Genomic DNA, 21,812 nt, shown 5'->3' with positions numbered 1-21,812 from the left:
TCAAAACCGCCGTCATTTTTTTCAGACGGCCTAAAATAAAATTCCGTCCATTTTACATCAAATATTAAGTCAAGCAGCCGATTACATTTTTTGTTAGAATACGGCGTTTACTTTGTTAATCTGTTCAGACCGCTACCCACTACGTCCCATAAGGGGTGCAACATAGCCGGAGCAGTAGTAAGGTCCCGACAAAAAATGCCGTCTGAAACCTCAAGGAGCATAAAATGACACAAAAATTAATCTTGGTTTTGAACTGCGGCAGCTCTTCCCTCAAAGGTGCCGTATTGGATAACGACAGCGGCGAAGTATTGCTGAGCTGCCTTGCCGAAAAACTCAACCTGCCCGATGCCTACATCACCTTCAAATTCAACGGTGAAAAACACAAAGTCGACCTGTCTGCCAAGCCCGACCACACCGGCGCAGTTGAAGCCCTGATGGAAGAACTCAAAGCCCACGGCCTCGACAGCCGCATCGGCGCCATCGGTCACCGCGTCGTCAGCGGCGGCGAGTTGTACAGCGAATCCATCCTCGTTGACGACGAAGTTATCGCCGGCATCGAAAAATGTATTCCGCTCGCTCCGCTGCACAACCCTGCGCACCTCTTGGGTCTGCGTGCCGCACAAAGCATCTTCAAAGGTCTGCCTAACGTTGTCGTATTCGACACCGCCTTCCACCAAACCATGCCGGAACATGCCTACACCTACGCTATTCCACATGAACTGTATGAAAAATACGGCTTGCGTCGTTACGGCGCGCACGGTACCAGCTACCGCTACGTTTCCGATGAAACCGCCCGTTTCCTCGGCAAAGACAAAAAAGACCTGCGCATGGTGATTGCCCACTTGGGTAACGGCGCATCTATTACCGCCGTCGCCAACGGCGAATCACGCGATACCAGCATGGGCCTGACCCCGCTGGAAGGTTTGGTAATGGGTACCCGCAGCGGCGACATCGATCCCGCAGTGTTCAGCTTCTTGGCTGAAAATGCCAACATGACCATCGCCCAAATCACCGAAATGCTGAACAAAAAATCAGGTCTGCTCGGTATTTCAGGTTTGTCCAATGACTGCCGTACCATCGAAGAAGAAGCTGCCAACGGCCACGCAGGTGCCAAACTGGCTCTAGAAATCTTCATCTACCGCTTGGCTAAATACATTGGCAGCATGACAGTAGCGGCAGGCGGTTTGGACGCATTGGTCTTCACCGGTGGTATCGGTGAAAACTCCGACATCATCCGTGAACGTGTATTGGGTTACTTGGGCTTCCTCGGTCTGCACATTAACCAAGAAGCCAACCTGAAAGCCCGCTTCGGCAATGCCGGTGTGATTACCACTACCGACAGCAAAGCTGTTGCCGTTGTGATTCCTACCAACGAAGAATTAATGATTGCACACGATACTGCCCGTCTGAGCGGCCTGTAATCCGTCATCATTGAAAACCTGCCCGAAAGGGCAGGTTTTTTGTTGTGTATAGATGAAGAAAATATTGAGAATATATTGAAAAAAGCCGGCAAACATTGTGTTTGTCGGCTTTTTAATCAGTGCAATATTAAGAATACTGATAGATAGGTTTAGAATTTATAACTGATGGTAAACAGCAAAGTCCTGCCTCGTGCGTAGTTGTTCAAGACGGAGCGTGTCGTACCGCCATATTTGCCATTGCATAAACCGTTGGCATCGCATTCGACTTCTTCATCATCTAAACCGCCTTTTCTTTCAAATACGCTGAAATAGCGCTGGGTTGCGGCATCGTTTGCGGCATCCAAAGGATCGACATAGCGTTTATTGAACGCATTTTGAATGTCAAAACGAAGGATAAGGTTTTTCTTTGGTTCGTAATTGGCATAGAAATCAAAAATCATCGGCTGTCTGTTGATACTTTCTGTTTTTTTGATCACCCTTCTGCCCATTTGATGTGAAGAGTAGGTATTGGCGCCGGTTGTACCGTCAACAAATTCCTCCTCAGTCGTTGCCCGTGTACTTTTGCCGTAATAGCGCATAATGCCGCCGATGGTCAATTTATTGCCTAACCATCGGGACCCTAATTCAAACCGACCGTAATCTCGGGGCAGGCGGGAAATTTTGCTTAAGCCGTAACCTTGTTTGATTTGGTCTTCTTTAGAAGAGTTGCGGGGTGATTCGCTGGCATCGCTATAATTGGTAGGCTGGTTGGTTTTTTGATAGGCGTAAGACAGGGTGGTAAAAAAGCGGCCGAAATCATAGTTCATTTCCACTTCCAAACCATTTTTATGGACAGGTTTGGCATAGTTTCGATGCTGGATAGAGTATTGCAAGCCGGTACTGGTTACCCAGCTGGGTGCTTTATCCAAATCCCACCATTTGCCATAAACATTGTGGATATAGTTGTTTATCCTGCTGCGATAGGCGACCAGTTTGAAACCCAATACATCGTCCGGCTTGAAAATCCCTTTTTTGAAGGTATTGAAGCCTATTTGGTAAGTATTGGCCTGTTCCGGCTTGAGGGCTGTATTGACGCCCGAGTCGCCGATTTGTGAAAAATACATTTCTTGAATATTCGGCATTCTATGCGTACGCGAATAGCTGATAAACGGCATAAAGTAGTCGTTGACATTGATGTTTAATGCCACCGAATGGTTTACCGCATGCTTTTTACCGGATTTGGTATAAACCGGTTCGTAAAGGTCGCAGCTTGGCGTGCAATGCTGTTTATAAATTTCAGAATCTTCTCCAAATGCTTTTTTAAAGTCTTCTTGGGTATTGAAGTAGTCGGTATATTCGCCTTTGTAGCGGTAGTTGACCATATTGGCGCTGTAATTCAATTGATAAATGCCTTTTTTCAAGGAAGTATCAAAATAGAACGTATTGAATTTTTGCTGGCCTGAAGGTTGCAATATGGTTGATTTCTGAGGAAATATTCCTTTGTCGCCTTTGAAGCGGCCTAAAAAGCTGTACAGGCCGGCATCTTGATCTGGGCCGTCGTAAAAAAGGCTCAGCTCTTCTGGAAAGCGGTTTTTACTGTATTGGTTTTTAAAGAAATTGAAACCGACGGTAGTTTTTAAATCTGTTTTTTGGGGAAGTTTGAAAGAAAAGCTGTTGTTGATATCCAAAAGATTGGCTGTGTTTTTGGTTTCCAAATAATCAAGCAGTCCCCATCCTGAAAAACGTGAGTTTTTCGGATATTTTTGTTTTCCCAAATTATGGGCAGCCAATACGTTTAAATCGACATAATCGCCAATGTTTAAATTGTAATTGGCTTGGTAGTTGCGGTTTTCTACTTTGCGGCTGCCGATACGGTTGTTCATGGTACGAAGCTGAAGGTCCAGCTTGTTGTTGTCGTTTTCGTATTCCACTTTGACCAAATGGCTGTTTGAGCGTTGTTGCAGGCTGGTCGGGTCGATTGGAGTCAGATCCCATTGCGGTGCCAAATTCTCTTTCCAGCCTCTTTCCAAGTCATCAACATAATCTCTTTGTAAAACTTCAGGATCGTTATATTTTTTGGAGAAAGGGTAGTCCCAATAGCTTTTACCGACCGCATTGCGCTTGGAAAAGTCGCGAACCCAACGATTTTGCCCTTGGTCGAATTTTAATAAGTTGCTCTCAAAATATTCTTGTTTTTTACGGTCCAGATATTCCTCGCCAAAATTGCCGATACGCTGACCGCCGCCGCCTACTTTATAGTTTTGCTCGACATTACGGTGGCTGTAACCATATAACGCGCCAAGGCGCGCACCACTGTCAAACCATTTTTGTACTGCTCCGGTTGCCATAAAGTTGCTTTTGGTGCTGTTTGTGCCGGTCAATCCTTTGGTCAAGAGGCCGAAGGTATTGTTTCCGTGTACCACATCGTCTACCCGCAAAGTACGGAAATTGGCTGTACCGGATAAGGTATTGATGCCGTTGGCACCTGTGAAACTGCCTTTGGTTACATCGACACCGGCAATAAAATTGGGATCCAGTACCGTACCGAATTGGGAGGAGCTGCCGCTGCGTCCGGCATCGGCAGAAGTGGAATAGAAGGTTTGGGTTACGCCGTCAACCATCGTATTGACGCGTCCCAAACCGCTATCGCCACGGATATTGACCGCCAATACCCCCGATCCCTTGTCTTGTTGGGTGAAAACGCCGGGCATGCTCCGCACGATGGTATCGATGTTTTCGCTGGATTGATAAACGCGTTCACGCGAACTTTTGGCTTGGCCTTCGGTAAAAACTTTTTTCTCTTTGGCAATGTGTTTGCCTTTGACTTGAATTTCATCAAGCTCTTGAGTTGAAACCTCGTCTTCTGCGTGTGCGATACTTGTTATAGCCAGTAAAGATAATGTTAGTAGATTTAATTTGAAATTCGGATTCATGATAGTTACCTCAGAAACGAAGCCGCTACTTTATAACATATTATTAAACTTTACAAATATTTTGAAAATGGTTTTTATTTGTTAAAAAATAAAGTAGATTCTTGTTTCAGGAGATAATCCAACCGCATATGATTCATCTGGCTGAAAAGATAAAGCAGGTCTGAATTTGAATTGGGTTGGTCGAGAAGAAGGAAGATTTAATTGAATTTAAACAGCTGGAAGAAGAAAATTTGATTGCGCTATGTGAATTGAGCCGTCGGTTTCAAATGAAACTGGTAAAAAACATGAAATGCAAAATATAAAGTCGATATAGAAAGGTTTGAAGTCAGTTGAAGAAAAGGCCGTCTGAAAATGATATTTCAGACGGCCTTTATTGTTTTAAGCCTTATTCCGGACCGCGGAATGTGTCGTGGCAAGATTTGCAGCTTGCACCGGTTTCGCCGTAAGCGGCTTTGATTTCTTCCAATTTGCCGGTTTGGGCGGCGGCGTTGAGTTTCTCAACTGCTGCGACGAATTTTTCTTCTTCAGCTTTGAATGTTGCCGTGTCTGTCCAGATGGCAGGCAGGGCGCGGCCGTTGCCTTGAGGATCGGATTCAAACAGGGTGAACGGTTTTTTGCTGTTTTCAGCAAAAGTGGCTGCAGCTTGTTTGAATTTCTCAACGTCGTAAGGCTCTTCGTCTTTAACCATTTTGCCCATGCGGGTAAACTCAGGCATCATGGATTTGAACGCGGCCGTACGGTCTTCGGAAATCGGGCCTTTAGGCTGGGAAGGCGCGCCGCTGCCGCCGCAGGCGGAAAGTGTAAGCACCACTGTTGCCAAAGCAACAGGGAGAAAACGGGTTTTCATATGGAGTGTGTCCTATTGTAATGATATGATTATCGTTAAATTTAAAATCAGCCAGCCAAACGCTTAGGCCGTCTGATAAGGCGTTATCATACCTTAAACCCAAGTCTGAAACGAGTACAGAAAGGAAACGATATGGCAATTTTGATTACCGGGGCATCGGCAGGATTCGGCGCGGCAATGTGCCGCACTTTTGTTGCGGCAGGCTATCATGTCATTGGCGCGGCAAGGCGCGAAGACAAATTGCAGCAGTTGGCAGAGGAATTGGGCGAGCAGTTTTACCCTTTGGAAATGGATGTTTCTCGTACGGAGTCGATTCAAAACGCTTTGAACAGTCTGCCCGAGTATTTAGCTGAAATTGATTGCCTGATCAACAATGCCGGTTTGGCTTTAGGTCTGGATTCCGCTGATAAAGCCGATTTTGGCGATTGGGAAACCATGATTCAAACCAATATCATCGGCCTGACTTTTCTGACCCGCCAGATTTTGCCGCAAATGGTAGCGCGCAAACAGGGCTACATCATCAATTTGGGTTCGATTGCCGGCAGTTATGCTTATTCAGGCAGTAATGTCTATGGCGCGACCAAGGCTTTTGTGCGCCAATTCAGTATGAACCTGCGCGCCGAATTGGCAGACAAAAACATCCGCATTACCAATATCGAACCGGGCTTGTGCGGCGATACCGAGTTTTCCAACGTCCGTTTCAAAGGTGACGATCAGCGTGCGGCCGAGGTTTATGAGAATGTCGAGTTTATCCAGCCGCAAGATATTGCCGATACCGCTTTATGGCTCTATCAACGTCCTGCGCGGATGAACGTCAATTCCATCGAAATCATGCCGGTTGCCCAGACCTTTGCAGGCATGAAAGTTTACCGTGACGCGCCTGCTCCAGTGAAGGCAGAAACGTTTGAAAAACAAAGTATGTCTTTGTTTGGAAAAATTAAATCTTGGTTTAAGTAATCGGCATCAGGCCGTCTGAACATTTCAGACGGCCTCTTTGTTATCTGAAATTGAACAAACACGTTATAATGTAATTTTTTATTAACAAGGCCGTCTGAAAGGCTGTTTCAGTTATGAACGCAATCAAACAAAAAATCTTAGAACAAGCGCAGCGCGATGGTGTGCAGGTAACCGCTTTGCGCGAGCAAGTGCTTGATATTGTTTTGAAACAAAGCGGCGTGATTAAAGCCTACAACGTTCTGTCGCAGATGCAGCAGCAAAGCGAGGGCGTGGTTGCGCCGCCGACGGCCTACCGCGCCCTTGATTTTTGGGCGGAGCAGGGCGTTTTGCACAAAGTGGCGGCGGTCAACGGCTATATTCTGTGTAGCCACGCGCAGCACGAGTGCGACGACCATTGCCATGACCACGAAGAAGCCGAAGCGCACCACAGCGCGTTTATTTTGGTTTGTACCGAATGCGGTACGGCAGATGAGCAGACCTTGAGCCAAGAATGGGCGGCATTGCGTGCAGGCGTGGCCGAAACCGGTTTCTCATTAAAAGAAGAACATGTTGTTTTAACAGGAATTTGTAAAAAATGTCAGAAGTAAAAAAGACTAAAGTCCACCTGATTTCAGGCTTCCTCGGAACAGGCAAAACCACCGCACTCAAAAGTCTGATGGCGCAAAAAGATCCGAATGAAAAATGGGTCATCATCGTCAACGAATTTGGCGAAATCGGCATTGACGGCGCTGTCTTGAGCGACAACGGCATTCCCGTGGCAGAAATCGCCGGCGGCTGTTTGTGCTGTACTGCCGGCGCGCAAATGGGTACGACCGTACAAAAAATGCTGCGCGATGCCCAACCCGACCGCTTGATGATTGAAGCCAGCGGTCTGGCGCACGCCGCCAGTGTTATCGACGAATTGAAAGCCAAGCCGCTCGACAGCATGTTGGAAATCGGCGCTGTTTTTACCGTTGTCGATCCACGCCAATTCATTAATCCCGATTACGCTCAACAAGCCTTGTATAAAGACCAAATCGGCATTTGCGACGTATTGGTCGCCAGCAAAACCGACTTGTGCACGCCCGAGCAGCTTGCCGAATTTCACGATAAAGCGGCCAAGCTGTTCCCGCCTAAAGCCAAAGTGGTTGAAGTTCAAAATGCGCAACTCGACATCCAATGGCTTGATATTCCCGTGGTCGAAAAATCGCGCTACCGTCTCAAAGCCCTGCCGGACAACACCATGGGCTTCCAGTCCCAAGGTTTCACTTTCCCTTCCGGGCGTGATTTCGACGGCGAAAAGCTGACCGATTTCTTCAACGACCTGCCTAAATTTACAGACGGCCTCGTGCGCGCCAAAGGCGTGTTCCAAGTGCTCGGTACATGGGTATGGCTCAACTGGGTGGACGGTCAATGGGGCGCAAACCAAGTTTCGTGGCGCCGTGACTCGCGCTTTGAGCTGATTGCCAAATCGTTTGACGCGGATTTAATTGAGAAGAAATTGCAGGAGGCCTTAGAGAAGTAAATAATCGGCCAAACGCTTATTAATCCGTTACTATATGCTGTCTGAGGTCAGTGGTTTCAGACGGCCTTCAAATCAAAAAATAGAGGAACACTTTATCATGTGGCGTTATATCTTTCATCGTTTGCTCCTTTTGATTCCCACGTTGTTGGGGATTTTGGCGATTACCTTCGCCGTCATTCAGTTTGTTCCCGGCGGTCCGGTGGAACAGATGGTTCAGCAGCTGACGCAGGGCGCAGTTGGCGGCGAAACAGCAGGACGCAGTATGCCTGGAACTTTGGCTAAAAACGGCAACCGCATCAGTGCGGAAGATTTGGCCGCTCTGAATGCTTTATACGGTTTCGACAAGCCGCCTGTGACGCGATTTGTGGATATGGTATGGAAATTCGCCCGTTTCGATTTGGGCGAGAGCTTTTTCCACCACCAAACCGTATTTGAGCTGGTGAAAGAGAAAATGCCGGTGTCGATGAGTTTGGGTTTGTGGACGTTCTTCCTAACTTATTTGATATGTATTCCGTTGGGTATTGCCAAGGCGGTCAGGGATGGCAGCCGGTTTGATACGGTTACGGGTATGATCATTTTGGTCGGCTATACCGTACCGCCGTTTGTCTTGGGTTTGGTGTTGCTGGTGTTGTTTGGCGGTGGCAGCTTTTTTGCCTGGTTCCCGCAAGGTGGCTTGGTTGGCGATGATTTCGATACGCTCTCTTGGGCGGGTAAAGTCAAAGATTATTTGTGGCATATGGCCTTGCCGATTACCGCTTCGGTAGCAGGCAACTTGGCGGTCATGACCGTATTGACGAAAAACGTATTCCTTGAAGAAATTCGCCGTCAATATGTTTATACCGCGCGAGCCAAGGGCTTGCCTGAGAAACAGATTCTGTGGAAACATATTTTCCGAAATGCCATGATTCCTCTGATTACCGGTTTCCCGGCCGCATTTATCGGCGCATTCTTTACCGGAAGCCTGTTGATTGAAACGTTGTTCTCGCTGGACGGGTTGGGTTTGCTGTCTTACGAGGCAGTGATGAAACGTGATTATCCTGTCGTAATGGGTACGCTGTATGTGTTCACACTGATGGGGTTGTTGGCTAAATTGGTGTCAGATATTTCGTATTCGTGGGTCGATCCGCGCATTCACTTTGGCGGACAGAAATAAGGCCGTCTGAAAATGTCTTCAATCCATTATTAAAGAATGTTTCAAACCATGAAAAAGAAAAAATCTACTTCAAACCCTACTTGGCAAGCTTTTAAACAGCATAAGCGCGGTTGGTTGGCTTTGCGGATTTTGGCCGTTTTGTTTGTCGTCACTTTGCTTGCACCTTTGTGGAGCAACGACAAACCTTTGTGGATACGTTATCAGGGTGAGTATTTCTTCCCCTTGGTAAACGAATACAACGAAGCCACATTTGGCGGCGATTTCGATACGCCGGCGGATTATCTGGATCCGCTTATCCGCCACAACATTACTTCAGACGGCAATTTTGCCTTTTACCTGCCCAATCCTTACGATGCCGATACCTTGAACGATTTTGATACGGTACCCGATCCGGCCAAACCGTCCGAACGGCATATCTTGGGAACGGACGACCGCGGCCGCGACCTGTTGGCGCGCTTGGTTTACGGTTTCCGTGATTCGCTGTTGTTTGCCTTGGTGTTGACCGTGGTGACTACCGTGATTGGCGTGATTGCAGGCGCGGTGCAGGGTTATTTCGGCGGTAAAACCGACCTTCTGATGCAGCGTTTTATCGAGGTTTGGGGCGGTATGCCGGAGCTGTACCTCTTGATTATCCTGTCTTCGTTCTTTAATCCGGGACTGTTGATTTTGCTGGTGTTGCTGTCGCTTTTCGGCTGGATGGGCTTGTCCGACTATGTCCGCGCCGAGTTTTTGAAAAACCGTCAGGCCGATTATGTTTTGGCGGCGCGCGCGATGGGTGTGGGCAACCGTGAAATCATGTGGCGCCATATCCTGCCCAACAGCTTGACGCCGGTATTGGCCTTCCTGCCTTTCCGTATTTCTGGCGCCGTACTTGCCCTGACCAGTTTGGACTTCTTGGGCTTGGGCGTACCTGCCTCACAGGCAAGTTTGGGTGAGTTGCTGGCGCAAGGCAAAGACAACTTGGACGCATGGTGGATTGGCATGTCTGCCGTTGCTACACTGACGGTAATGCTGCTTTTGCTGGTCATGATCGGCGAAGGTTTGCGTCAGGCATTTGACGTACGCGCACGCAGTTAATTGCTTTTCTAAAGTGTGAAGAGGATGGGCGGAACAGCCTGTCCTGCATTCTTAGGGCCGTCTGAAAAGTTTCAGACGGCCTCATCCATTCGTTTGAATCATTAAAACCATGAATCAAGAAATCACATTTCTTACTCTTTTTCTACTCGGCTTTTTCGGCGGAACGCATTGCGTCGGCATGTGCGGCGGATTGAGCAGCGCATTTGCTTTGCAACTGCCGCCACATTTAAACCGAATCGGGCTGATTGTATTGTTGAACTTGGGGCGTATCAGCAGCTATGTCGTCATTGGTCTGTTGGTCGGCTTGGTCGGTCAGATCGGCATTTCCTTGGACGATACGCGCGCAGTTCAAAACGGTTTGTATATTGCCGCCAATATCTTGCTGCTTTTACTCGGTCTGTATCTTGCCGGTATTTCGACTGCCGCAACCAAAATCGAAGGCATCGGCAAACCGATATGGAAACGCCTGAATCCTTTGCTGAACAAATTGCTGCCGATTAAATCGGTGCCTGCCTGTTTCGGCGTGGGCGTGCTTTGGGGCTGGCTGCCTTGCGGTTTGGTGTACAGCGCGTCTTTGTATGCCTTGGGCAGCGGCAATGCTTTGCATGGCGGGCTGTATATGCTGGCGTTTGCATTGGGGACCTTGCCGAACCTGCTTGCGATGGGCATATTTGCAGCGCAGTTGAAAACCTTTCTGCAGAAACGTATGGTTCGTTTGTGCGCCGGATTATTGGTAGCAGGATGGGCGATATGGCGCTTGGCTGTATTTGCGATGGGGCAAATCGGGTAAGGTAAAAAGGTTTTATTTAGTTTGTTGTTTTGCAATCAAAAAGGCCGTCTGAAAGATTTTCAGACGGCCTTTTTCACAAGAAAGATTAATGTATCAAATTCCAAGCCATCTTGGCGGCAATCAGCAGCAACATAATGCCGAAGGAGATTTTGAGTTTTCGTGCGGGCAGCTTGTGCGCCGTTTTTACGCCGAGCGGAGCAAAGAGGATGGTGGCAACGCTCAAAATGGCTACGGCCGGAAGATAGATAAAGCCTACCGCGCCTTCAGGCAGGTTAGCAATATGCAAACCGTTGGCAAAATAGCCGATGGTGCCGGCAATCGCAATAGGCCATGCCAGACCTGAAGATGTGCCGATGGCACGGTGCGCCGGAAAGTTGCAATACAGTAGAAATGGAACGGATAGCGAACCGCCGCCGATACCGACCCAGCTTGAAGCCGCACCAAAAAGCGTGCCGACGGCTGTCAGGCCGGGGAGGGCAGGCAGGGTGCGTGAAGGTTTGGGTTTGGAATCGCGTAGGGTTTTGAGGGCGATAAAGGCAAGAAATGCAATAAAGAAAACCTGCAAAGCCAGCGTCGGCATATATTTTGCCGTTGCCGCGCCGAGGAGTACGCCGAGTATCATGCCTGGCGTCATTCGGCGGACGGTCGCCCAATCGATGGCGTGTTTTTTATGCTGGGCGTACATACTGGAGAAGGTGGTAAACACCATTACGGCAAAGGAAGTGCCGATGGCAAGATGCTGTGCATAGGGGTGGCCGCCTATGCCTTGCAGTTGCAACGCCCATAAGACGACGGGGACAATCAACGTGCCGCCGCCTACGCCGAACAGTCCGGCAATAAAGCCCGCCGCGCTACCGACGGCGAGCAGGGAAAGGATGATGTCCCAAGACCACATTTCAGACGGCCTTGTCGTGTTTGTGAGTTTTATGGCGTTTTTTAAACCAACGGATGATTGCCATCACATAACCGGACAGGCTGTAACCGAGGAAAAACAGGAAGAGGACGAGCGAAGGCTTCCAGTTGATGAGCAGCAATACCAACACGGCCAACACCATGCCCATAAACGGTACTTGGCGGCGAATGTTGATTTCTTTGAAGCTCCAAAACGGAATCTGCACAATCATGGAAATACCGGCAAACAGGGTGATACCCAATGCCCACCAATGCACGCCGGGGAAGCGTTCGATACTGTGGTTGACCCAAATCAGGCCGACAATCAACGCAGCGGCGGTCGGGCTTGGAACGCCGATAAACCAGCGTTTATCGACTTTGCCGATAAGCGTGTTGAACAGCGCCAAACGCAGGGCGGCGCAGGCGCAGTAGATAAAGGCGACGGAATAACCGATTTTGCCAAACTGCCAAAGTTGCCATTTGTAGACAATCAGGGCAGGCGCTACGCCGAAGCTGACCATATCGGCAAGGCTGTCGAGCTGTTCGCCGAACGCGCTCTGGCTGTTGGTCAAGCGGGCAACGCGTCCGTCCATACCGTCGAGCAGCATGGAAAGGAAAACTGCAATCGCCGCCGTTTCATAACGTCCGTGCATGGACTGGGTAATGGCGAAGAACGCGCAAAACAGTGCGGCGATGGTAAAGGAATTGGGCAGCAGGTAAATGCTGTTTTTGCGGATGGAGTTGCGTGGAGGAATCGGATTTTCTGTATTTTGTGCGTTGTCCATAATGTTTCCGTATATGCTGCGAGTGCAGATGAGGCATTATACCGCATTGGTTGGTTAAGGATTTTTAAAAGGCAGACATAGTTTCACTTTATCGGCATAAAGTTTCAGACGGCCTTTATTTTGTCAGTCAAACAACTCTCCCTGCGCCTGCTCTTTGGTCACGCGTACGTCGGTTTCGCCGTCGGCAAAAGTGATGTGCAGTTTCTGTCCTTGTTTCAACGTATCGGCATTGCGGATGACCTGTCCGCGTGTGTTTTTGACGACCGAGAAGCCGCGTTCCAGAATATGCTGCGGCGAAACGGCTTCGAGTAATGCGGCTTGGGCGGTCAGGCTTTGACGGCGGTGGACAAGTAGCTGGCGGAAGGAATGCGACAGGGCCGTCTGAAAGCGGTCGATATTGTTTTTGTAAACGGAAACATCAGGACGGCAATGTTTCAGGGTTTGGGTTTGGCGTTCAAAACGGGCGGTATGGGCGCGGATGTTTTGCGTCATCGAGTAAGACAGCATTTGCGCCAGCTTGCTGATTGAAGCGCGCTGATCGTCAAGTTTTTGGCGCGGATGACGGATTTGCCGTGCGAGCCAGTCGAGCTTTTGGCTGGCATCGAAATAGCGTTGTTCCAAAACAGTTTTCAGACGGCCTTGCGCTTGGGCTAGACGAAGTAGCGATTCTTGGCGGTTGGGGCTGACCAATTCTGCTGCGCCGGTCGGTGTCGGTGCGCGTACGTCGGCGACGAAATCGGCGAGTGTGAAATCGGTTTCGTGTCCCACGCCGCTGACAACGGGAATTGCGCAGGCTTCGATGGCGCGCACAACCGGCTCTTCATTAAACGCCCACAAGTCTTCAATGCTGCCGCCACCGCGACAGACAATCAATACGTCACACTCGGCGCGTTGCGAAGCTGTTTTAATCGCTTGGGCAATTTGCAACTCGCTGCCTGTGCCTTGTACGGGTGTCGGATAAACGATAACGGGGATTTCGGGCGCGCGGCGGTTTAAGGTGGTCACGACATCGCGCAAAGCCGCCGCTGCTAGGCTGGTGACGATGCCGATACATTGAGGGTGGGCAGGTAACGGTTTTTTGCGTTCCGCTGAAAACGCGCCTTCCGCCTGCAACTGCGCTTTCAATCGCTCATAGGCTTCGTAAAGCTGCCCCAAACCTTTGAGCCGTACTTCGTTTACGGTAATCTGAAATTCGCCCCGCGCTTCATAAATACTGATTTTTCCTGACACTTCGATATGGTCGCCTTCTTTCAAAGGCTTCGCCAAGCGCATGGCCGCACCCTTAAACATCGCGCAACGCACCTGCGCACGGCTGTCTTTGAGCGAGAAATAATAATGTCCGCTGGCAGCACGGGTCAGGTTGGATACTTCGCCGGCGATCCATAAGCCTGCGAGATGGTCTTCCAGCAAGGCTTTGGCAATGGCGTTGAGTTCGGATACGGAAATGGAGGAGGGCGCGAAAAGTTCGGACATTGCGAAACAGAAAAAATTTAGGAAAGTTGAATTATAAGGGTTTTAGAGCGATTCGTTTTATTCGTTTTATGAAGCTTTCGCCCTTTGTTTTAATATTATCAAAGCCGAATGTTCAGACGGCCTTGTCTGGTCGGGCTTGTGTTATATTATCGTTTGATTTTCGCTTCAAAAGCCGTGCGTATGCCCAAACTCCACCAAATTATCGAACGCCATTGGCAATCCCCCAATCCGTTTTTGTCTTTGCTGTTAAAACCATTGTCCAAGCTGTTTGCCAAAATTGCGGCGAAACGGCGCGATGATTTTGTTTCAGGCCGTCTGAAAAGCGAAAAATTGCCAGTGCCTGTGGTGGTGGTCGGCAATATCCATGCAGGCGGAACGGGGAAAACGCCGATAGTCGCCGCGCTGGTGTCGGGTTTGCAAGAAAAGGGCGTTAAGGTCGGCATCATCAGCCGAGGTTACGGGCGCAAGAGCAAAGCAGTTCATGTATTGAATACAGCCAGTAGTGCGGCAGATGCAGGCGACGAGCCTTTATTGCTGTTTCGCCAAACCGGTGCGCCGACGGCGGTAGGCAGCAGCCGTGCAGAAGCAGGCAGGGCATTGCTTGCGGCGTATCCGGAGCTTGAATTGATTGTGGCCGACGACGGCTTGCAACATTATGCCTTGCAACGCGATATGGAAATTGCCGTCTTCCCGGCGGCAGATACAGGACGCACCAATTTGGATTTACTGCCCAACGGCAGCTTGCGCGAACCTTTGTCTCGGTTGGCTTCCGTTGATGCGGTCGTTGTCAGCGGCGGAAAAGCAGATACGGCATTTAGGCCGTCTGAAAATATGTTTGCCAGCCATATTGAAACAGGGCAGATTTACCGTTTGAACAGGCCGTCTGAAAAATTGGATTTGGCGGGTTTGGGAAATCAAACCGTCGCCGCCGTCGCCGGTATCGCCAAGCCGGAGCGTTTTTTCAATACGTTGCAAAGCATGAATATTGCTTTCAAACAAACCGTTGCCTTGCCTGATCATGCAGATATTACGGCTGCGGATTTGCCGGACGCAGATGTGGTGATTATCACGGAAAAGGATGCGGTCAAATTTTTAGACGGCTACGGTCTGAATCATGTGTGGGTCTTGCCTGTTTATGCGATAATTGAGCCGGACTTGGCGGCGTTTGTATCCGCGAATGTTTCAATCTAAATGCTTATAGATGTTTCACAGATGTTTTAAAGATGATCTTCAAACTACGCGATAGGAGTAAATCATGAAGTTAAAATATTTGTTGGTCGCTTGCGCAGCTTTATTTGTATCCACTCAAAGCTTAGCTGCTAAACCAAGTGATGAATCTGCAATGAAATGGTTGGAGATTCAAGGGATAAGCAGTAATTATAGCGAGAAAGTGCAACGTTCTTTGGAGATGGTGAATAAAGAAGACAATGAACGCTTGTTAACGATGACGCCCAAAGCTCAAAAAGCGCAGATGAAGGCGGTCATCAGCCGTTATATGAAAAACATGCAAGACGATTTGAGCCGCCCTGAGTTGAAAAAACAATGGTTGGATGAAGAAAAGCGTGCCGTACAGAAAGTATTTACACAAGAAGAAGTCGATGTACTCAACAGCTTCTTCTCTTCCCCTCGGGGCAAGGGTATTTTGAAAAAAGTCAATCATCTCAGACAGCATGGCGGAGATATTGATAATGTGCTGAGCCAAGCAGACGTGGATAGCATGGCAAAATTGTTTGAGCATGGGGCCGGTAAGTCTGCATTTGAAAAGATGGAACGTTTCGACAAATTGAATGATGAGATTGTTAAAAAGACAATGAGCAACAACTATATCAACGCAAGCAGGAAATATACGCCCGCTTTTGAGGCTCAAACGCGCGATATTTTGTGTAAGGGCAATAAACATTCTTCGGAATGTGCCAAATAATGAGCAGGCCGTCTGAAAATATTGATATTTATTAAGTAGGTAGAAAAAATGAAATTAAAAACTTTATTGTTGCCTTTTGCTGCTTTGGCCTTGTGTGCCAATGCGTTTGCCGCGCCACCTAGCGATGAGTCGCTGGAGCGTTGGTTGGATACGCAGAATTTTGACCGGGAATTAGAAAAAAATATGATTGACGGTTTCAATGTTGGATTTAAACCGTATGCAGATAAAGCTCTTGCCAAAGTACCGGAAGCGAAAAAAGAGCAAATAGCAAAAGCTATTGACCGTTATCGCGAAAATGTTTTGAGAGATTTGATTACGCCCGAAGTGAAACAGACTATCCGCAATAATTTATTAAAGAACGCCAAATTAACATACACTCAAGAAGAAGTTAACGGCATGATTTCCTTTAATAGTTCACCTGTCGGGCAGGCTGTTGCTGTTAAGACTCCTCTTATGCTCAATCAAGCTATGAACGAACTAATGACTTTTGGATTGGCATTAACAGAGAAAGTTGCACAGCGTCATATGCCTGAATTTGCGAAAGAGATGCAAGGTATCATGTGCGGCGGCAAAAAACCTGATGCAAGCTGTAATTAAGCCAAATAGGTTGGGAAAAAGCATAAGAAATAAATTATAGTCGTCTGAAAAAATATTTCAGACGACCTCCAATTTATCAAACCCGAAAGTAACCCCATGGAAAAAAAATTCTTAGACATCCTCGTTTGTCCTGTAACCAAAGGCAAACTCGAATACCATCAAGACAAACAGGAATTGTGGAGCCGTCAGGCGAAGCTGGCTTATCCGATTCGTGACGGCATCCCTTATATGTTGGAAAACGAAGCGCGCCCGTTGAGCGAAGAGGAACTGAAAGCATGACCGAATTTGTCGTATTGATTCCGGCACGGTTGGATTCTTCACGTCTGCCGGGAAAGGCTTTGGCCGATATTCACGGTAAACCGATGGTTGTACGTGTTGCTGAACAAGCGGCGAAAAGCAAGGCCGCGCGTGTTGTCGTTGCCACCGACCATCCCGATATTCAGACGGCCTGTCAGGCGCATGGCGTCGAAGTGGTCATGACTTCCAATCAACATGAAAGCGGTACAACGCGCCTTGCCGAAGCGGCCAATACGCTGAAACTGCCGCAGCATCTGATTGTTGTGAACGTACAAGGCGACGAGCCTTTAATCGACCCTGAGCTCATCAACCGTACAGCCGAAGTTTTGGTTGAAAACAATGTGCAAATGGCGACCGCCGCCCACGCATTGCACGATTTTGACGAGTTTATGAATCCTAACGTTGTCAAAGTCGTCCTTGATAAAAACCGCAACGCTATCTATTTCAGCCGCGCCCCGATTCCTTATCCGCGCGATGTGATGCGTGCCGAAAAACGCGAATTGCCTTCCGAAACAGCCGTTTTGCGCCATATCGGCATTTATGCCTATCGTGCAGGCTTTCTGCAACGCTATTCGGAAATGGATGTTTCTCCTTTGGAAACCATCGAATCGCTGGAACAGTTGCGCGTCCTGTGGCACGGTTATCCGATTGCTGTTGAAATCACCCAAGAAGCGCCTGCTGCAGGTGTGGATACGCAGGAAGATTTGGACAGAGTACGTGTTGCGTTTAAAGCTTAAGGCCGTCTGAAAGGAAAAGACATGAATGATTTCCGCCATTTGAGCCGTGAAGAACAAAAATTGCTTGCCGATGTGGCGAAGCTGGTAAGAGAAGACGAGCAAGAATTCAACTATGATATGCTGAAAATAGAAGCGCCGGAGCAGGCTAGCGGTGAGTTTTGGTTCCGCATGGCAGAAATGCTCAGCACTTTGCCGCCCAACCAGTCATTGGACTTGCGTATGAACGGCGGACGCTTGACCGTTGCCGTATCGATTTTGTCGGTATTGCTGCAAGACAATCCGGATGTTCCGCAGCTTTGGGCACAAAAAATCATTGCGCTCAACTATTTGGCTCATGGCCATCAAACCCGTGCAATTGGTCTGGCGCAGCAGCCTGACAAAGCGGCCGAAGCCAATGAGGAAGAATATTTGGCGAAAGCCTTATCGCAAAACTTGCTTTCCACTTTGAAAGACGCGATAGAGCGATTCCCTGAAGACGCATGGTTTATCGGAATGCGCGACGATGCATGGAAGCATTTCGGCCCGAAAGAAGCCGTCTGAAGTTTTGAACGATAAACATAAGCCGTGTAAAATTATCTGAACATTAAATCCGTCAACCAAAAGGACTCATCATGAAAGTATTATTGTTGGGCGCACCAGGCGCCGGCAAAGGCACACAGGCTCAATTCATCACTGCTGCATTCGGCATTCCTCAAATCTCTACCGGCGACATGCTCCGCGCAGCCATCAAAGCAGGCACTCCTCTGGGTTTGGAAGCAAAAAAAATTATTGATGAAGGCGGTTTGGTGCGCGACGACATCATCATCGGCATGGTGAAAGAACGTATCGCCCAAGACGACTGCAAAAACGGTTTCTTGTTCGACGGTTTCCCGCGCACGCTTGCACAAGCCGAAGCGATGGTTGAAGCGGGCGTGGATTTGGACGCGGTTGTTGAAATCGACGTACCCGACAGCGTGATTGTCGACCGCATGAGCGGCCGCCGCGTACATTTGGCTTCCGGCCGTACTTACCACGTTACCTACAATCCGCCCAAAGTCGAAGGCAAAGACGACGTAACCGGCGAAGATTTGATTCAACGCGACGACGACAAAGAAGAAACCGTGAAAAAACGCCTTGCCGTTTACCACGAGCAAACCGAAGTTTTGGTTGATTTCTACAGCAAACTGGAAGGCGAACACGCGCCGAAATACATCAAAGTTGACGGCACTCAGCCGGTAGAAGCCGTGAAAGCCGAAGTATTGAAAGGTTTGGGCAAATAAGTTTTGCCAAAGTAAAATCATAAGGCCGTCTGAAAAAATATTTTCAGACGGCCTTTTGTGTACAAAAGCTGTTAAAATCGAAGCTATAACCGTTTATCCGCAGGCATCTTATGAATCCCTTAATCTCCGACTTCCAAACCCAGCAACACCGCACTCCCGTCATCGTCGCCCTTGATTTTGCCAACGAAAAAGACACGCTCGGATTTGTCCGCAATCTTGACCCGACATTGTGTCAAATCAAAATCGGCAAAGAGCTGTTTACCGCGACCGGCCGCAATTTGGCGGAAAGCTTAATCAATCAAGGTTTCAAACTTTTCCTCGATTTGAAATACCACGATATTCCCCACACCGTCGCTCAGGCATGCAAAGTTGCCGCCGATATGGGCGTTTGGATGGTCGATATGCACGCATCGGGCGGCCGCCGCATGATGGAAGCCGCCGTAGAAGCTGTTGCCGGATATCACACCAAGCCGCTTTTGATCGGTGTAACCGTGTTGACCAGCATGGAACAAAGCGACTTGGCCGAAATCGGTTTGAACATCGCCCCTGAAGAACAAGTCATCCGCTTGGCGAAACTGGCGCAAAGTTCAGGCTTGGACGGCGTGGTATGTTCCGCTCAAGAAGCTGCACCATTGCGCCGTGAATTAGGACAAGATTTCGTCTTGGTTACACCGGGTATCCGCTTGGACGTTGCCGGTAATAATGACGATCAACGCCGCATTATGACACCGGCCGAAGCATTGGCGGCAGGCTCGACTTATCTGGTAATGGGCCGTCCGGTAACCAAAGCTGCCGATCCGGTAGCCGTATTGCGCGAAGTGAACCGCGTGGTAAACCTTGAAGCAAACTGATTTTTAGGCGACCTTACAGGTTGAGGTCGTCTGAAAAAAAACACAACGGAGGCAATATGCCCACCAAGTTCCAACAAGAAACCCTCAAATCCCGTTTTGCACAAGCCAAAGTCCTGGTTGTCGGCGATGTGATGCTCGACCGTTATTGGTTTGGCGATGTGTCCCGTATTTCTCCTGAAGCCCCCGTGCCGGTGGCGAAAATTTCCCGTATCGATCAACGCGCGGGTGGGGCGGCAAACGTTGCGCGCAATATCGCCTCATTGGGCGGCAAAGCAGGGCTGTTGTCCGTAACCGGCGATGATGAAGCTGCGGATGCACTGGATGCGTTGATGGCGCAAGACGGTGTGTCTTCCTACCTGATGCGCGACAAGCAAATTGCGACTACTGTCAAACTGCGCGTTGTTGCTCGCAACCAGCAGCTTATCCGACTTGATTTTGAAGAGCCGCCGCATCGTGAGGTATTGGAACAAATTAAGCATCAATACCGCGAAGTGTTGCCCGAATATGATGCCATTATTTTTTCAGATTACGGCAAGGGCGGCCTGTCGCATATTTCCGATATGATCGATTGGGCGAAACAGGCCGGTAAACCGGTTTTAATCGATCCCAAAGGCGACGATTACGAAAAATATGCCGGTGCTACGCTGATTACGCCGAATCGTGCAGAATTGAAAGAAGTGGTGGGCAGCTGGAGAAACGAAAACGATTTGACCGAAAAAGCTCAAAACTTGCGCCGTCATCTTGATTTGAATGCGATTTTGCTGACCCGAAGCGAAGAGGGCATGACCTTGTTCAATGAGGGTGAGCCGATTTATCAGCCTACACGGGCTCAAGAAGTTTATGATGTATCCGGTGCGGGCGATACCGTTATTGCCGGAGTGGGTTTGGGTTTGGCCGCTGGTTATACCATGCCCGAAGCCATGCACCTTGCTAATACTGCAGCGGGCGTTGTCGTGGCAAAACTTGGTACGGCGGTTTGCTCGTTTGCAGAGTTGAATAAGGCATTGGAAGAGCAATAATGATTGTTTCAGACGGCCTTAAAATTCTAAATGCCGTCTAAAAATAGAGTTGGAAAATAATCCAGACAGACAAGTTTTTATTTTCAGACGGCATGATTTCTTCAAGGCCGTCTGAAAAATCAAAATAAAGGAAATTCATTATGACCATTATCGTAACAGGCGCGGCCGGCTTTATCGGCAGCAATATCGTCAAAGCACTTAACCAGCGCGGTATTACTGACATTGTTGCCGTTGACAATTTGAGCAAAGGCGAAAAATTTAAAAACCTTGCCGAGTGTGAAATTGCCCACTATCTCGATAAACACGAATTTATCCGCCAAGTGCGCGGCCATCTTCTGCCTTATGACGATATCGAAGCCGTTTTCCATCAAGGCGCATGTTCCGATACCATGAATCATGACGGCCTTTACATGATGGACAACAACTATCAGTACACGCTCGACCTCTTAGATTGGTGTCAGGACGAACGTATTCCGTTCCTCTATGCCTCCAGCGCCGCCGTGTACGGCAAAGGCGAAATCTTCCGTGAAGAGCGCGAACTGGAAAAACCACTCAATGTGTACGGCTACTCTAAATTCTTGTTTGACCAAGTATTGCGCCGCCGCATGAAAGAAGGCCTGACCGCCCAAGTCGTCGGCTTCCGCTACTTCAATGTTTACGGACAACAAGAGCAACACAAAGGCCGTATGGCATCCGTCGCCTTCCATCATTTCTACCAATACCGCGAGCATGGTTATGTCAACCTATTCGGTGCCAATGATGGCTACGGCAATGGCGAGCAAACACGCGACTTTGTCAGCGTAGAAGACATTGCCAAAGTTAACCTTTACTTCTTCGATCATCCCGAGCTTTCAGGCATCTTCAATCTCGGTACAGGTCGTAGCCAACAGTTTAACGATCTTGCCGCTGCCACCGTCAACGCCTGCCGTGCAGCCGAAGGCAAGCCTGAAATGAGTTTGAAAGAGTTGGTTGAAGAAGAACTTATTCGTTATATCCCATTCCCAGATGCGCTTAAAGGCAAATATCAGAGCTTTACTCAAGCGGATATCACCAAGCTGCGCGAAGCCGGGTATAAAGAAGAATTCTTGGATGTAAAACAAGGCGTCAGCCGTTACGTTAAATGGATGCTGGAGAACTTGGTTTAAGTCCTTCTGATTTGAATGATAAGGCCGTCTGAAAAACTTTCAGACGGCCTGAGACCTTTGCAAAATTCCTTTTCCCCCGACAGCCGAAACCTAAACAAAGATTTTCGGCTGTTTCCATCCCAAATCACTCCTGATTCCACTCAAATACTCTCTTAATCCCTCTTGGATACCTGATT

Annotated in this window: 22 protein-coding genes; 17 read left to right on the top strand and 5 right to left on the bottom strand. The window is 48.7% G+C overall.

Translation table 11 applies throughout. The features are described 5' to 3' along the window. The first annotated feature begins 224 nt into the window (after positions 1–224). Entirely contained in the window at positions 225–1,421 is a 1,197-nt protein-coding gene (locus ACTHTJ_RS08680) for an acetate kinase (RefSeq protein ID WP_070585750.1), read from the top strand. Between the two features lie 149 nt (positions 1,422–1,570). On the opposite strand, the gene ACTHTJ_RS08675 is transcribed toward ACTHTJ_RS08680, so the two are convergent. Continuing rightward, positions 1,571–4,333, bottom strand: coding sequence for a TonB-dependent receptor domain-containing protein (locus tag ACTHTJ_RS08675; RefSeq protein WP_440360921.1), 2,763 nt, complete (start codon positions 4,331–4,333; stop codon positions 1,571–1,573). A gap of 385 nt (positions 4,334–4,718) precedes the next feature. Next, the gene (locus tag ACTHTJ_RS08670; protein WP_063068203.1) at positions 4,719–5,180 is read right to left on the bottom strand and encodes a c-type cytochrome; all 462 of its coding nucleotides are present in this window, start codon (positions 5,178–5,180) and stop codon (positions 4,719–4,721) included. Between the two features lie 132 nt (positions 5,181–5,312). On the opposite strand from ACTHTJ_RS08670, the gene ACTHTJ_RS08665 reads away from it, so the two are divergent. From ACTHTJ_RS08665 to ACTHTJ_RS08640, 6 genes are all read left to right on the top strand, one after another. After that, complete coding sequence (locus ACTHTJ_RS08665) at positions 5,313–6,137, top strand: SDR family oxidoreductase (protein WP_070461483.1); 825 nt, start codon at positions 5,313–5,315, stop codon at positions 6,135–6,137. A 113-nt stretch (positions 6,138–6,250) separates the two neighbouring features. Next, on the top strand, positions 6,251–6,724 hold the full coding sequence (locus ACTHTJ_RS08660; protein ID WP_049351198.1) for a Fur family transcriptional regulator: 474 nt from the start codon (positions 6,251–6,253) through the stop codon (positions 6,722–6,724). Next, a complete protein-coding gene (locus ACTHTJ_RS08655) occupies positions 6,712–7,641 on the top strand; it encodes a CobW family GTP-binding protein (protein WP_070461484.1) in 930 nt (309 codons plus the stop codon). Before ACTHTJ_RS08660 ends, ACTHTJ_RS08655 begins: the two co-directional genes overlap by 13 nt. A 97-nt stretch (positions 7,642–7,738) precedes the next feature. Continuing rightward, a complete protein-coding gene (locus tag ACTHTJ_RS08650; RefSeq protein ID WP_070461485.1) occupies positions 7,739–8,794 on the top strand; it encodes an ABC transporter permease subunit in 1,056 nt (351 codons plus the stop codon). A 36-nt stretch (positions 8,795–8,830) separates the two neighbouring features. Beyond that, a complete protein-coding gene (locus tag ACTHTJ_RS08645; RefSeq protein WP_070585748.1) occupies positions 8,831–9,871 on the top strand; it encodes an ABC transporter permease in 1,041 nt (346 codons plus the stop codon). Between the two features lie 109 nt (positions 9,872–9,980). Next, positions 9,981–10,661 (top strand): sulfite exporter TauE/SafE family protein, encoded by a 681-nt coding sequence (locus tag ACTHTJ_RS08640; RefSeq protein ID WP_070585747.1) that lies wholly within the window; start codon positions 9,981–9,983, stop codon positions 10,659–10,661. Positions 10,662–10,746: 85 nt separating this feature from the next. Here ACTHTJ_RS08640 and ACTHTJ_RS08635 read toward each other — a convergent pair whose 3' ends face one another. The 3 genes from ACTHTJ_RS08635 to xseA all read right to left on the bottom strand — a co-directional run bounded on the left by ACTHTJ_RS08635 (position 10,747) and on the right by xseA (position 13,810). Continuing rightward, positions 10,747–11,556, bottom strand: a complete 810-nt coding sequence (locus tag ACTHTJ_RS08635; protein ID WP_315040334.1) for a sulfite exporter TauE/SafE family protein — start codon at positions 11,554–11,556, stop codon at positions 10,747–10,749. 1 nt (position 11,557) lies between these two features. Continuing rightward, entirely contained in the window at positions 11,558–12,337 is a 780-nt protein-coding gene (gene pssA / locus ACTHTJ_RS08630) for a CDP-diacylglycerol--serine O-phosphatidyltransferase (protein WP_070585745.1), read from the bottom strand. Positions 12,338–12,460: 123 nt separating this feature from the next. After that, the gene (gene xseA / locus ACTHTJ_RS08625) at positions 12,461–13,810 is read right to left on the bottom strand and encodes an exodeoxyribonuclease VII large subunit (RefSeq protein WP_070585744.1); all 1,350 of its coding nucleotides are present in this window, start codon (positions 13,808–13,810) and stop codon (positions 12,461–12,463) included. 180 nt (positions 13,811–13,990) lie between these two features. Here xseA and lpxK point away from each other — a divergent pair, with 180 nt between their 5' ends. From lpxK to rfaD, 10 genes are all read left to right on the top strand, one after another. Next, positions 13,991–15,001 (top strand): tetraacyldisaccharide 4'-kinase, encoded by a 1,011-nt coding sequence (gene lpxK, locus ACTHTJ_RS08620; protein WP_070585743.1) that lies wholly within the window; start codon positions 13,991–13,993, stop codon positions 14,999–15,001. Between the two features lie 64 nt (positions 15,002–15,065). Further along, the gene (locus ACTHTJ_RS08615) at positions 15,066–15,731 is read left to right on the top strand and encodes a DUF2059 domain-containing protein (RefSeq protein ID WP_070585742.1); all 666 of its coding nucleotides are present in this window, start codon (positions 15,066–15,068) and stop codon (positions 15,729–15,731) included. A gap of 48 nt (positions 15,732–15,779) precedes the next feature. Further along, complete coding sequence (locus tag ACTHTJ_RS08610; RefSeq protein WP_070585741.1) at positions 15,780–16,328, top strand: DUF2059 domain-containing protein; 549 nt, start codon at positions 15,780–15,782, stop codon at positions 16,326–16,328. Between the two features lie 96 nt (positions 16,329–16,424). Then, positions 16,425–16,607 (top strand): Trm112 family protein, encoded by a 183-nt coding sequence (locus ACTHTJ_RS08605; protein ID WP_049329252.1) that lies wholly within the window; start codon positions 16,425–16,427, stop codon positions 16,605–16,607. Beyond that, the gene (kdsB, locus tag ACTHTJ_RS08600; RefSeq protein ID WP_070585740.1) at positions 16,604–17,362 is read left to right on the top strand and encodes a 3-deoxy-manno-octulosonate cytidylyltransferase; all 759 of its coding nucleotides are present in this window, start codon (positions 16,604–16,606) and stop codon (positions 17,360–17,362) included. The genes ACTHTJ_RS08605 and kdsB overlap by 4 nt, the downstream gene beginning before the upstream one ends. A gap of 21 nt (positions 17,363–17,383) precedes the next feature. Next, a complete protein-coding gene (locus ACTHTJ_RS08595; protein WP_070585739.1) occupies positions 17,384–17,902 on the top strand; it encodes a 3-deoxy-manno-octulosonate cytidylyltransferase in 519 nt (172 codons plus the stop codon). 71 nt (positions 17,903–17,973) lie between these two features. Further along, positions 17,974–18,621, top strand: a complete 648-nt coding sequence (adk, locus tag ACTHTJ_RS08590) for an adenylate kinase (protein ID WP_003682888.1) — start codon at positions 17,974–17,976, stop codon at positions 18,619–18,621. A gap of 110 nt (positions 18,622–18,731) precedes the next feature. Next, positions 18,732–19,472: an orotidine-5'-phosphate decarboxylase gene (gene pyrF, locus ACTHTJ_RS08585; protein WP_049348400.1), complete on the top strand. Its 741-nt coding sequence runs from the start codon at positions 18,732–18,734 to the stop codon at positions 19,470–19,472. A gap of 56 nt (positions 19,473–19,528) precedes the next feature. After that, positions 19,529–20,491 (top strand): D-glycero-beta-D-manno-heptose-7-phosphate kinase, encoded by a 963-nt coding sequence (rfaE1, locus tag ACTHTJ_RS08580; protein WP_070585738.1) that lies wholly within the window; start codon positions 19,529–19,531, stop codon positions 20,489–20,491. A 140-nt stretch (positions 20,492–20,631) separates the two neighbouring features. Continuing rightward, entirely contained in the window at positions 20,632–21,636 is a 1,005-nt protein-coding gene (gene rfaD / locus ACTHTJ_RS08575; RefSeq protein ID WP_070585737.1) for an ADP-glyceromanno-heptose 6-epimerase, read from the top strand. The last annotated feature ends 176 nt before the right edge of the window (positions 21,637–21,812 follow it).

This window comes from Neisseria sp. P0018.S001 (assembly GCF_051957355.1).
Taxonomy (GTDB): domain Bacteria; phylum Pseudomonadota; class Gammaproteobacteria; order Burkholderiales; family Neisseriaceae; genus Neisseria; species Neisseria subflava_A.
The sequence above is the reverse complement of the archived record's forward strand: the minus strand, read 5'-3'. Positions and strand labels throughout refer to the sequence as shown.